At 39.2% G+C, this 13,160-nt stretch carries 9 protein-coding genes; 2 read left to right on the top strand and 7 right to left on the bottom strand.

Annotated elements, in window-relative coordinates; genetic code table 11:
- Positions 1-52: 52 nt before the first annotated feature.
- The 6 genes from MTO68_RS02895 to MTO68_RS02870 form a co-directional block, all read right to left on the bottom strand.
- Complete coding sequence (locus MTO68_RS02895) at positions 53-874, bottom strand: TatD family hydrolase (protein WP_244014942.1); 822 nt, start codon at positions 872-874, stop codon at positions 53-55.
- Entirely contained in the window at positions 874-1,848 is a 975-nt protein-coding gene (locus MTO68_RS02890) for an RsiV family protein (RefSeq protein WP_034609772.1), read from the bottom strand. The genes MTO68_RS02895 and MTO68_RS02890 overlap by 1 nt, the downstream gene beginning before the upstream one ends.
- Before the next feature lie 227 nt (positions 1,849-2,075).
- Positions 2,076-2,843: a hypothetical protein gene (locus MTO68_RS02885; RefSeq protein WP_244015949.1), complete on the bottom strand. Its 768-nt coding sequence runs from the start codon at positions 2,841-2,843 to the stop codon at positions 2,076-2,078.
- A gap of 140 nt (positions 2,844-2,983) precedes the next feature.
- A complete protein-coding gene (locus MTO68_RS02880) occupies positions 2,984-4,573 on the bottom strand; it encodes a peptide chain release factor 3 (RefSeq protein WP_004723253.1) in 1,590 nt (529 codons plus the stop codon).
- Between the two features lie 327 nt (positions 4,574-4,900).
- Positions 4,901-6,976 carry an EAL domain-containing protein gene (locus tag MTO68_RS02875; RefSeq protein WP_244014940.1) on the bottom strand — a complete coding sequence of 692 codons (2,076 nt, stop codon included), beginning with the start codon at positions 6,974-6,976 and terminating at the stop codon, positions 4,901-4,903.
- Positions 6,977-7,187: 211 nt separating this feature from the next.
- Entirely contained in the window at positions 7,188-9,371 is a 2,184-nt protein-coding gene (locus MTO68_RS02870) for a carboxy terminal-processing peptidase (RefSeq protein ID WP_004818923.1), read from the bottom strand.
- A 196-nt stretch (positions 9,372-9,567) separates the two neighbouring features.
- Between MTO68_RS02870 and nagZ the strand changes: the two genes are divergently transcribed.
- Positions 9,568-10,587 carry a beta-N-acetylhexosaminidase gene (gene nagZ, locus MTO68_RS02865; RefSeq protein WP_105713363.1) on the top strand — a complete coding sequence of 340 codons (1,020 nt, stop codon included), beginning with the start codon at positions 9,568-9,570 and terminating at the stop codon, positions 10,585-10,587.
- A 239-nt stretch (positions 10,588-10,826) separates the two neighbouring features.
- A complete protein-coding gene (locus tag MTO68_RS02860; protein ID WP_244014938.1) occupies positions 10,827-11,672 on the top strand; it encodes a class I SAM-dependent methyltransferase in 846 nt (281 codons plus the stop codon).
- A 135-nt stretch (positions 11,673-11,807) separates the two neighbouring features.
- On the opposite strand, the gene MTO68_RS02855 is transcribed toward MTO68_RS02860, so the two are convergent.
- The gene (locus MTO68_RS02855; protein ID WP_239046485.1) at positions 11,808-13,154 is read right to left on the bottom strand and encodes an alpha/beta hydrolase; all 1,347 of its coding nucleotides are present in this window, start codon (positions 13,152-13,154) and stop codon (positions 11,808-11,810) included.
- Positions 13,155-13,160 lie beyond the last annotated feature (6 nt).

Below are 13,160 nucleotides of genomic sequence, written 5' to 3'. Positions count from 1 at the left end.
CTAAGACAAATATTTATTTTAGGTGTTGTTGATTGGTTATTTTTATTCAAATTTACATCGCTATATGTAAGCATTCATGTGAATTTTTCCACAACATCCCTGCCAGCGTTGCTTGATCCATTGCCAAACTTTCAGCTAAACCCGCCAAGACAAAAGGCAAGTTCACTGGTGTATTACGAGTATGCTGCTGGTCAGACGTCTGGCAACACAGTGGTGTCATATCTGGGCAATCGGTTTCTAGCACTAAATGTTGCGCACCAACAGCTTGTACAACTGCATGCAGTTTTTTGGCATTTGGATTGGTGATTTGCCCTGTGACACCCAGTTTAAAGCCTAATTTAATAAAGGCTTTTGCTTCTTCTATCCCGCCACTAAAAGCATGTGCAATACCACCATGTTTAAACTGGTGCTGTTTCAACATTGCAAGCACGTCAGCATGTGACTTACGAATATGTAGAAGAATGGGTTTATCGTATTGTTGGGCAAGTTCAATTTGGGCTGAAAAAAAATTTTGTTGTTTTTGAAAAATTTCAGCTTGTTTATGCTGTTTAAGAAACGTGTCTAAGCCGATTTCACCAACCGCAATACAAGCTTCAGTTTTCAGTATATTTTCCAAAGCATTTAAATGCTCTAGACGGTGTTGTTCGATATAAAAGGGATGCAACCCCGGCGCAAGATGGCTACGAGGCGCATTATTTAGCTGATTTAAAAATTGCTGAGTGTCAATCAAATCTTGAAAACGTTCATATAGAAACCCAATCAAAATCAAATGTTCTACACCCACCTTTTTTGCTTGATACGCCAATTGTTCTCGATCCAGATCAAAATCAGCAACATCAAAATGCGTATGTGTATCAAACAAAGGCCAAGGCATTAGGATTTCGCTTTACCACTTGCAACAGGTGTAGAGCTGCTTGGCTGATCAACTTGCATCTCCGCTGGGAAATATTGACTTTTCAGCACGCCTTTTAACTGATCGTAAGGAATCATCAAACGCGGTAAGCCAACAACATAAGGCCCTATATCATATTCACCATATTGTAAAATCAGACCTTGTTTACCCAAATAGAAATTGTCTGATAATGTAAACTTCCACGCCTGTTCATATTCATTGACGCTTTCAGCAAGTTTTGAATCGATAACCCAAGTTTTAAATGCATCATGTGCCAATTTTTCAAATTTAGCTTTTTGATTGGCTTCAATGATTTGATCCAAGCCAACTTGTTTTTTACTCACCAAATCAAAGTTAAAATAGGTTTGCGCAGATGCCCCATGTGCACCGCCTAAATAACTACTGGTATTTAATACCACCGTCGCTAAAGGTTTATCTGAGTTTAAAATTTTAGGACTTAAACTAATCGTGATCTGGCCACTTGCCCCTAATGTTTTAAGCTCTTTATCCATCTCAAGGAATGAATTTGCATAAGGTTGCACCCGCTCTTGCAATTGCTGAACAGGGGTTTTATTGGCTTGCACCTCACTTGCTGAAGCTTGTGAAGCCGTTTGTTGCTGATCTGCATCTTTTTTTGCTTTACTCAATTGCGCGATATCCAGCATTTTATCCAGATTATCAAGAATCGCTTGATCAATCGTTTCATCAACAAAAGCCTGATTACTTTTTAGTCTTTCTATAGAAAACTCAGGGCATGTATTGCCATTACACTCAGGCAGTGTCAATTTTACTTTTTCTGTATCGCCCTGTAATAACATTGATGTATCAGGCACTTGAGATGCAGCACTTTGATCAACTGTTGGTTCTGCTTTTTTCGAGTCAGATTTTTGACATGCAGTTAACCCTAAAGTGATCACCAGAATTGAAAGCGCTAAAGTACTTTTTTGATTTAACATTTCACAAACCTATCCAACGAATCAAGCCAAGATTTTTTAATCTCTATATACATTAGCCTATTCTTCTCTAAACAAATCCTCAATCAAAATTTGTATGAAAATTGAAGCGTTATTGCAATACATGGCTCAAGTTTATTGATTGCTGAGTCAATTCAACGAGGAGCAACTGATCTTAACCGCTCTGCTTTAGAATCCCGCTAAAATTGGCAGAATGATCAGAATACACCTTAGAACATGCGTTGATACACTTCAGGCTTGAGTATTTTCTGCGTCTGTTCTTTGCTCAAATAAATATCCAACTGGGTACCATCTTCGACAATTTCATTGGCGCGATAATGTAAGCCAACACCTTCACCATCAAAGAACCAATCGGCTTGCCCCCAATATAACTTTTTAGGCGCATTTTTTTTCACATCACTATTTTGCTTTTCCAACCATTCTGCATATTTTTCTTGGACCCAAGTATTCAGTTGGTTCTGATGTTTGGCATCAATCACATCTAAAATACTTAAGCTTTTCTTCAATTTCCGGTCAGCAACAAAAAAGTATTGTCGTTCTTTGATACTGACATCCGCTTGTAAACTATTGACTGAAACTTGCAACAAAACATACTGATTGCGTTGTGAAGCCATACGCGTTTGCATATGCAGTTCAAAGGCTTTATTTTTCGGGAATTCTTCTTGCCAAGTATCTGACTTTTTGACAAAAGCATTAATGGCCTGTTGTAAGGTCATATTCTGTTTTAAATCAATCTGTGCCTGAATCACGCTGGACTGACTATTTGCAATCCACTGATTTAACCAATTGTCTTGGGTTTTAATGGTTTGAATATCAATTTCAATGCAATTGTTCTTTTCACAAAACGGTAAGGCATAATCAGCTTTGGTTTCTTGAATATTTAAATAAGGTAAGACTTCAGCGGCCTCTTGTTTGGGTTGTAATACAGAACCATCTTTGTCCTGATCTTTTTTAGAATCACATGCAAACAAAACCATTGTACTTAAGCAAAGCACTGAAATTATTTTTTTTGAAAATTGCACTGCATAAATCCCTTTGGACAAAAAGCATTGTATTTTGATACAAAAACAGCTTCACAAGGAAGCTGTTTTTACATTTTGCAATAAGTTAGCTGAACTTAATGCTCACGTGTAGAACGGAATTGAATATCCGGATAACGCTCTTGCATTAATTGTAGATTCACTCGGCTTGGTGCGAGATAAGTTAAATGCCCACCACCATCGACAGAAAGTTGGTCATGTGCCTTTTTCTTAAATTCATTAAATTTCTTTTCATCATCACAAGAAACCCAACGCACTGTGTTGATGTTCACTGGCTCATAAATACAATCTACTTTGTATTCTTCTTTCAAACGATACGCCACCACATCAAACTGAAGTACACCTACAGCCCCAACAATCAAGTCATTGTTGATTTGCGGCATAAACACCTGAGTTGCACCTTCTTCTGAAAGCTCTTTTAAACCCTTTTGCAATTGTTTAGATTTCAATGGATCTTTTAAGCGTACACGGCGGAACATTTCAGGTGCAAAGTGTGGAATCCCCGTAAAATGAAGTTTTTCACCTGAAGTGAATGTATCACCAATCTGGATCGTACCGTGGTTATGTAAACCAATGATATCGCCAGGCCAAGCTTCTTCAAGTTGCTCACGTTCACCCGCAAGGAATGTCAATGCATCGCTGATACGCACATCTTTACCAATGCGCACATGATTCATCTTTAAACCTTTCTCATACTTACCTGAACAGATACGCATGAAGGCAATACGGTCACGGTGTTTTGGGTCCATATTGGCTTGGATTTTAAATACAAATCCACTGAAGCCTTCTTCCGTTGCTTCAACAGTACGTTCATGTGTTGGATGCGCTTTTGGTTGTGGTGCCCACTGAATAAATGCATTTAATACATGGTCAACCGCAAAGTTACCTAACGCTGTACCAAACAATACTGGCGTTTGACGACCTGCTAAAAATTCCGCTGGATCTAGCGGATCATTCGCCATTTGCACCAATTCTAAAGATTCTTCAAATGAAGCAAAGGCCAGATCACCGACTTTTTCACGAATGTCTGGATAGTCATAGCCATCACGAATTTCAATATCTGTAATGGTCGAACCAAAACCCGCTTTATATACATAAAGCTTATTTTCAATGATGTTATATACACCAGCGAAGTCTCGCCCCATACCCAATGGCCAAGTAATCGGCACACAACGGATTTTAAGCACGTTTTCAATTTCATCAAGCAATTCTAATGGCTCACGGATTTCACGGTCCATTTTGTTGACGAAAGAAATGATCGGGGTATCGCGCATACGACACACTTCCATCAATTTGATGGTCCGTTCCTCGACCCCTTTTGCACCATCAATCACCATCAATGCAGAGTCAACGGCAGTTAAAGTACGATAAGTATCTTCAGAAAAGTCTTCATGTCCTGGTGTATCAAGTAAATTGATGACATGATTTTTATAAGGGAACTGCATGACTGAGGTGGTAATCGAAATACCACGCTCTTTTTCCATTTCCATCCAGTCAGATGTCGCAGAACGGTCTGACTTTCGACTTTTAACCATACCTGCAACTTGGATTGCTTTACCCCACAACAACAGTTTTTCTGTCATTGTGGTTTTACCAGCATCGGGGTGGGAAATAATAGCGAAGGTACGTCGCTGAGCGACTTGCGCCGCTAATTCATCTTTAAACATAAAAAATCTACAATATGTACACAGTTATGTACACATTTATAAATATGTACTTGAACTGGAAAATGGGAATTCAAAAATTGGCGATATTGTATCAGATTTAGCGTCGTTTTTAACGATTGTTGCTATATCATTAAGCACTTTGATCGCACAGACATCGCAAAAATTCCAGAAAGAGGATGAGCGATACAGACGACAAGCAAATGGTTTTAAAGATCAACGTAGATCTCAATATACGGTGGCGATGGTTAAGTAAAACGCGATTACGCTCAGCTTAAACCTCGTTTGAATGATCGTGCTAGGTCTTTAGCTGGCTGAATATTTTTATATCTAAGGTATGGCTTTAACCATACTATAATTGGTTTCCAAACGGTCTACAGGTAACGGCATGCCTAACAAATAACCTTGTAATTGCTGGCAACCTAAACGTTTAAGAATCTGCGCTTGCTGTTCAGTTTCAACGCCTTCTGCCGTCACCACCAGACCCAAACGAATCGCAAAATGAATAATACTTTCTAAAATGATTTGTTCTTTTGAACCTTCACACAAATTACGGATAAATTCTCGATCTATTTTTAATTCATCTACTGGTAAATCTTTTAAATACAAGAAACTCGAATGCCCCGTTCCAAAATCATCAATTGCCAGTCGGATACCTAAATTTCTTAATTTCTCAAAGGTTTGAATACTGTCATCTATATGATGCATCGCTGTAGATTCAGTAATTTCAATAATTAAATTACCATTTTTGACATGGTATTTTTGAATCAATTTTTCTAAAGTTTCAATCAAATGTTTATGTTCAAATTGTACTGCTGAAAGATTTACGGCGATGGGACCAAAAGCATATTTTTTATCTTCCCATTCTTGAATTTGCTTACATGCTTTCTCTAAGGCCCAATAGCCCATACGAATAATCAGCCCCGTTTGCTCAGCGCCATCAATAAACATACTCGGGGCTAACAAGCCTAGGGTTGGATGCTTCCAACGGATTAAAGCTTCTACCCCACAAATTTGGTAGTCCGCAGTGAATTTAGGTTGATAAAATAGAATAAATTGTTGTTCTTCAACTGCTTTATATAAATCATTGATGAGTTTAGATTGACTTCGACTTTGGTGTTGTTGGTCTAATGAACTGCTATAAACACTAAAAGTATTACGCCCCTGCTCTTTAGATTGCATCATGGCGGAGTCAGCATTGATCAATAAATCTTGTAAGTTCTGCCCGTGGTCGGGGAAAAATACGATGCCAATACTGGCAGAAATATTAATTTCTTTACCTGAGATTTGAAAACCATCTTGTATTTTTTGTAAGAATAATTCGGCAATCTCTTCAGCTTCATTACGATTAGAATCTTCCAGAATCAGAATAAACTCATCTCCACCAATACGAGTGAGTCTTTGCCCATCCTTAAGTAACGGATATAAACGCTGGGCGAGTTTAACCAAAAGCTCATCACCGATATGATGACCAAATGCGTCGTTAACAGATTTAAAGCGGTCTAGATCAATATAAATAAAAGCAATTTTAGACTGTATGTCCTTATAATCTAAAAATAAAGCATCGGTGTATTCAACGAGAAATAATCGGTTTGGAAGTTTAGTCAGATTGTCTTGAAGTGCTAAGTCTTCAAGCTCTTTATTGGCTTGTAATAACTGTAAACTACGTTCTTCTAATCTTCGTTCTAAAATCGCCACACAAAAAGCAGAGACAAGTATTAAACTCGCGACAAAAATAATGGTAAACAATAAAATACCTTGCCCTTCGTGTAGTTGACTTCCAAAATGATTGTCATGCACCGATGAGATCGTTGCTGCTGCCATACCGATATAATGCATTCCCACAATACTGAGTGCGATCATGATCGATACAGCAATTTTATAAAGCATCTTATGATTAAAAGAGTTCTTATATTTAAATGCGAGCCAGAAAGACAATCCTGAACCACTAATCGCGATGATGACAGAGAGCATCACCAAAATAACATCATAATCAACTTGTTGATTTGGAATATCTAGCCCCAGCATGCCGATATAGTGCATTCCAGAAATTCCCAGTCCCATCAACACGCCACCTAAAATCAACCGTACAATTGGCAAAGTCTCTTGAGTGGTGAGCCAAATTGCAAAAGTCGAAGCCATGGCCGCAATAATATAGGAGATCACAGTTAATGTTAAATCAAAGGAATAACCTTGCGGTAGATCACAAGCCAACATTCCGACAAAGTGCATTGCCCAAATGGCGAAGCCAAAAACCATGCCACTTAAACACAAGATAATTTTCTGTAGACGAGGGGTATGTTGGGTAAATATGAGTTGTTCTAATGAAATAGCTACGTAACAGATGATAACTGCAATACATGCAGAACCTATTACGAGATTACTATCATAACTCATATAACTCATAAAAATTTACTTCCAGTAATGAACCTATTTTTGTTATAAGCAACCTCTATATATACAACGCAAAATTGCGAGAAGGTTCACCTTTTTTTAAAGAACGTTCGTTTTACTTAAAATATCACTATCCTATTGAACGTCAAGTTATTTTTTGAATCGAAATAAAAAAAGCATATCCGAGATATGCTTTTTTATTTTACCTAAATAGAATTTTTAGTTATTTACTTGTTAGATGTGCCAAATCTAACAGAACATTGGCAGCCTCATTCACAAAGGTCTCTTCCTCTGGCAATGCCGGACGTTGGTTTACCTTCATTTTCGCTCTTGATTCAGCCAATGCATCCAAACTTGCTTGGTAACTTTCCCAATTTGAATATGGCTTTAATCCTGTTTCAGTGCGACGCTTATTCTCCGCAGCCAATGTTCTTGCTTCAAGCGCCACCAAATCTGCTTTACGTTTATCAATATCTAAAGAGATTCGTTTTTGATCTTTGGTTTCTTGAGCAATCGCTTTACGCGTCTCTAAGTATTGGAACTGTGGATCACCTGCCGCACGAACTTTTGATTTTTCACCAAGCTGTGCCACATACGGTTGAATTGATCCTTCACGTTTAAACGGCGCAGTTGGAATCGTATCCCATTTCAAAGCATTTTTAGCTTTACGCTCACCAAACTCTTCATCATAAATATCCACCAGTTTGATATCTGGAATCACACCTTTGTTTTGGGTGCTACCACCAGTCACACGGTAGAATTTACGTTGCGTTAAGGTTGCTTGACCATAAGCCAGACTATCCAATTGAACTTGCGCAGTCCCTTTACCCGTGGTCGTACTTCCTAAAATTACCGCACGATCGTAATCTTGTAAGGCAGCAGAATAAATTTCACTGGCAGAAGCCGATGCTAAGTTAACTAAAACAGCCAAAGGTCCAGCATAGGTTTGCGCACCACCGTCGGTGTCTTCAAACACGCTCACATTGCCGTTACCATCACGGATTTGAACCACAGGGCCTTCTTTAATCACTTGCCCAATCATTTTGGCAACTTCTTCTAAAGAACCACCTGGGTTATTACGCAAATCAATAATAATCCCTTCAACATTTTGTGCTGCAAGTGACTTCAATGCTTTATTGGTATCTTCTGAAACAGAACGGTATTCGGTCCCTGCACGACGTGCACGATAGTTCAGATAGAAAGATGGGATTTCTAAAACACCAAACTTATGTTTTTTACCATCACGTGTCAGCTCTACAGTACGTGAACGCACACCCGCATCTTCTTCTTGAATCACATCACGAGTAATGGTCACAACTCGTGCTTGGCTCATAGAAGCGCCTGCAGCCAACAATTTCACTGACACCTTGGTGCCACGTTTACCACGAATCAAGCCGACAATTTCAGAACTTGGCCAACCAATCACGTCGACCATTTTATTGCCATCTTGTGCAACACCAATAATGCGATCACCAGATTTAACCTGTCCGGTCTTACTTGCCGGCCCACCATCTACAATGGTTTCAATCTTGGTATAGTCTTCATTACCACGCTCAGGACGAATCGAAACACCAATACCTTCAAGTTGTAAGGTGGTTTGACGATTCAACTCCATAGCATCAACAGGTGGGAAATAATTGCTGTGCGGATCATAGGTCAAGGTCATTGCATTGAGGATACGTTCCAGTACATCATCACTCTTGGTTCGTCCAATACGCTCTAGTTGGCGGGTATACCGCTTGGTGAGTGTTTGAACAGGTGTAAGATCTTCTGATGCTGCCAAATCCTGACCATTGGCCAATGTTGGATCATCTTTTAATGCTTTTTGTTTGGCTTGATCTTCTTGTTTGGCAATAGTGAGATTGATTAATTGCGATACCAACATCTTACGCCAATAGTTTTGCAACTCGGCTTTGCTGGCAAAGAATTCAGCTTTCTCACGATCTGCATCAATAAATTCATTTGGCTGATTTAAGTTCTGGGTCTTTTTAAGTTCAGCCAATTCAAATTCATAAAATTCTTTTAAACGTGCACGATAATGCGCATGAATCGCAAATGGTCCAGACAAATCGCCTGCTTTTAATTTTGCGCCGAGTGTTGCACCATATTGCTTTTTATATTGTTCAATTTCTGAAGCTAAAAATAAGGTGTGCTCTGGGTCAAGGCTATCAATATACATGTCGAGAATACGATTTGATGTATTTGCATCTAAACGCATATTCAAATAATGCTGACGGTCAATCAATGTTGCAAGTTGACGTGTCACTAAGGCTTGATCTTGTGAAGGATGAATCGATTGAGACACGTTTGTAGCATTGGTTTCCGCCATTGCCTGATTGATGGTATGGGTAAAGAATAAACCACCTGTTGCAAGTGCTATAGCGCAAGCGAGAGTTTGAATTTTCATAAATTCTTAATACTTCCTTGGGTTTTCCAATTTCTATATCGTTTTTCAATCTGAACTCAACAGTTTCAATATCTTAAACGACTTTATCTGTTTATGTTGTGTAGTTTTAGCATAATCTGTACTGAGTAAGTGTAGCAAATCATTGCAGAAATCGGGTATTGTTTCCCAGTTTATATAAATACAACCGTGGATTCCTATGATCGGCGCATTGATGCTTGATATTGCAGGCACAGAACTTACTCAAGAAGATATTGAACTATTACAAACTCCGCAAGTCGGTGGCATGATTTTATTTTCAAGAAATATAGAATCACCTGCTCAAGTTCGCGCTTTAACCGATCATATGCGCCAAATTCGCCCCGACATTCTTATTGCCGTTGATCAAGAAGGTGGACGAGTACAACGCCTAAAACAAGGCTTTACCCTACTACCAGCCATGGGGCATTTTGGTGAGCTTTACTTAACTCAACCTGAAAAAGCCTTAACTCTGGCTGAACAATGTGGTTGGCTCATGGCAATTGAAGTGCTTGCAGTGGGGATTGATTTTAGTTTTGCACCTGTTTTAGATCTGAATGACATTAGTGATGTAATTGGCGATCGTGCCTTTGCAAAAAATGTACAAGATATTGTGCCGCTTGCCAGCGCATTTATGAAAGGAATGCAACGTGCAGGTATGGCAACCACAGGAAAACACTTTCCTGGGCATGGTTCTGTGAAAGCAGATTCTCATGTTGCTGCAGCAATTGATCCACGTGAATACCAAGACATTTATAACAAGGATATGCAAAGCTTTATTCAGCTACAAACCCAGCTGGATGCACTGATGCCTGCACATGTGATTTATGAAAAAGTAGATCCAAATCCTGCTGGTTTTTCACCTTACTGGATTCAAACGATTTTACGCCAAGAGCTTCAGTTTGATGGTGTGTTATTCTCGGATGATTTAAGCATGCAAGCAGCTTGTGTTGCAGGCGGAGCAGATGCACGTATCCGTGCTGCCCTCGAAGCAGGTTGTGATATGGGCTTGGTGTGCAATAACCGTGAATCGGCATGTATTGCATTGGCTGGGATCGAAAACCTACCTTTGCCAAATCAAGCACGCTTAGAACGTATGCGTGGTAAAATTCCACAGATCAGCATTGGTGAAACATTTGACCTTGGAAATGAATGGCAAGCTGTCAAAAAAGTCATTGAAGAATTTAAAAATTCACTTTAAAACCAATAGAGAGCTATCCATAGGATATTGCGCTAGATGACTTAATTTTGCTGCCCCCTCTTGATGATCAATGGGGGGAATCCTAGGCCTTTAATGATTAAAGAGATTTAAGCTATTCTCCTTTCAATAGGAGGGTTACAAAGGATCAAAAAAGACGACGAAGCAAAATTAAATTTTTAGTCGTGTTTTAATTGCTTTTCATCATGACCCATTAGAAAAAATAAAAGTTAAGGATAACTATGTCAGACCAGCAACTTTCCAAGCACCGCCATATTTCATTTACAGCCCATTACACAGGCTATATTTGGTATCAAATGGGCATTTCTCATCCCTTATTTGCCACATCCAAAGGTAAAACTTTGGCTATGATTGCCCACCCAATAGAAAGTTGGGGAGAAAAATACGTCGGTGGCAGTATGCGTACCACACTCAAGCAACGTCATACCATGTTGGATGAGCGCTTAGCTGAACTGATTGAACAGTCTCCAGACTTACAAGTATTGGAAATAGCCGCGGGGCTGTCACCCAGAGGCTGGTGGTTTAGACAACATTATCCCTTGATTGATTATCGTGAATTAGATTTACCCGATATGGCAAAAACCAAGCAAGCTGCGCTTAAGCAAATTGATCACAAGAGCCCAGATATGTTGTCTGTTGACTTATTTACAGAGGATTTTAAAAAAGCCTTTGAAGTATTTGATCCACAACGACCACTTGTCGTGATCAGTGAAGGTTTAATTAACTACTTCACCAAACAACTGTTACAACAATTGATTCAATCGATTGCCCATTATGGGCAAGACTTTAACAGTCTGCATTATCTCACCGACCTTTACCCTGAACCAGTAAAAAACAAATTGGCAAAAGTGATTTGGAACAGCAGCAAGCTGTTAAAAGTCATGTCACGAAGTGCTTTTACTTTTCACTTTGTCACACCAGAACAAGTCAGAAATTTTATCTACCAAGCTGGTTTTCAAAAAGTTGAAGTGATTCAGCCCCGTGTCTATTTCAATACAGATTCAACTGAATACAATGCTGAAGAGCATCTAGGTGATTTGGTGTGGATGATTGATGCACAACGCTAAAGCAATCACTTATTGAGATTTCGAGACTTAAATCCTTCGAAACATTAACACTTCGAGATTTAAATACTTCAATTCCAAGAAATAAAAAAACCAGTCAAAAGACTGGTTTTTTTAACAGATCAATATATCAAAGGCTTAAGCTACTGCGCCTTCTTGCGCTATACATAACTGCACTGCTTGGGTCTGGCGTGCAATAAACCGTAATAAGCGATCTGCATTTTCAAAGCTACCATGCTTAAATAGTGCGCGAACACCAGATGCAGAGGTTTCAAAAATCAAACATTCAATCGCAAACTCACCTTCATCATCACTCAAATTTAAAGCCAAATCACGGGTATGTTGATTTACAAAAGCTAAATCTTGTTGATGATCAAGACGCATCAATAAACCAAAGTAATTTAAATCAACCACGTCAACCTGAATCACTTTATTTGAATGGCGATGTGTCAACTGACGATGTGGATCAAGCACTTGAATACGATTTTCACCACGACGCTCGATATGCTGCATTTGTTCCCGTGTGAAATTGACAATCCCATCCAGCCCTTGGATCGACCCACCTTTTAAATAAGTGGTGAATAAAGTCATGGTTTCTTTACGGCGTTGTAATTGAGGAACATGATCGGCATTGGCAATCATTGCAAACTGCATATCTGGGCATTGCAAAGCAAAGTTTGCATTTTCATGCGGTAAGGTAAAACTGTCGTATTGACCACATGCCACCAGTGTATTCACTTGAGGAACCGGTACATGGCTTAACCGTAATAGACGATTACAATTGATTTCATAACGTTCTTGTTCAGTATTTGAAAATTCTGCCATTTGCTTAAAGAATAATCTTTTGGCTGTGGGCGACATACGCGTTTTATCGAGCTTGGCATGATTGACTAAATACAAAATCACGGCCTGACCAAACTCGCCCATACGTTGTTCTTTCATCAACATCAATGATTCTTCTAACAACATGCGCCAGCTTTTACGAGTTTCTTGCATCACCCCCATCAAGATCATTTTTTCGACCAGTTCAGGGCGTTGATCAACAAAAAATGAAGCGATCACAGAACCTAAAGAAATTCCCACCACAGCAACTTTTTCAATCGCGACAATATCAAGCCACTGTCCCAACATACGAGAAAGATCAGGTAATTCTAATGTCCCCGCAGATAAACCAGAGTCGATATTGGTGATTTGTTGATTGGCGCCCATAGAGGGCAAATCAATCAAAATGACTGGGCCACTTTCAAAGAACTGCTCAACACAATACTTATATGAGTTAAAGTTTTGGAACGCTCCGCCCACAATCACAATCGGTGTATTGTGAATTGTTCGTGGATCCGCGATCGCCATATACTCAATTTTCCAGCCATCAATCCAAGTTGTTCTTGGCTCCTGCTTAAAACTGTTTTTGTGGTATATGTCGAAAAAACCAAAGCTTGATAAAGATTGGTGTGATTCTGTGTCCATTTGGATAATGGAATTCATATCCTT

The sequence above is a fragment of the Acinetobacter sp. NyZ410 genome, assembly GCF_022828975.1.
In the GTDB taxonomy this organism is placed as follows: Bacteria; Pseudomonadota; Gammaproteobacteria; order Pseudomonadales; family Moraxellaceae; genus Acinetobacter; species Acinetobacter guillouiae.
Note: the sequence above shows the minus strand (reverse complement) of the source record. Positions and strands in the feature narration are given on the sequence as shown.

What these genes read in the sequence shown, in the direction of transcription:
- MTO68_RS02880 (WP_004723253.1), bottom strand. Translation starts at nt 4,573, where the DNA reads ATGTTTAAAGATGAATTAGCGGCGCAAGTCGCTCAGCGACGTACCTTC.
- MTO68_RS02870 (WP_004818923.1), bottom strand. Translation starts at nt 9,371, where the DNA reads ATGAAAATTCAAACTCTCGCTTGCGCTATAGCACTTGCAACAGGTGGT.
- MTO68_RS02860 (WP_244014938.1), top strand. Translation starts at nt 10,827, where the DNA reads ATGTCAGACCAGCAACTTTCCAAGCACCGCCATATTTCATTTACAGCC.
- MTO68_RS02875 (WP_244014940.1), bottom strand. Translation starts at nt 6,976, where the DNA reads ATGAGTTATATGAGTTATGATAGTAATCTCGTAATAGGTTCTGCATGT.
- MTO68_RS02855 (WP_239046485.1), bottom strand. Translation starts at nt 13,154, where the DNA reads ATGAATTCCATTATCCAAATGGACACAGAATCACACCAATCTTTATCA.
- nagZ (WP_105713363.1), top strand. Translation starts at nt 9,568, where the DNA reads ATGATCGGCGCATTGATGCTTGATATTGCAGGCACAGAACTTACTCAA.
- MTO68_RS02895 (WP_244014942.1), bottom strand. Translation starts at nt 874, where the DNA reads ATGCCTTGGCCTTTGTTTGATACACATACGCATTTTGATGTTGCTGAT.
- MTO68_RS02885 (WP_244015949.1), bottom strand. Translation starts at nt 2,843, where the DNA reads ATGGTTTTGTTTGCATGTGATTCTAAAAAAGATCAGGACAAAGATGGT.
- MTO68_RS02890 (WP_034609772.1), bottom strand. Translation starts at nt 1,848, where the DNA reads ATGTTAAATCAAAAAAGTACTTTAGCGCTTTCAATTCTGGTGATCACT.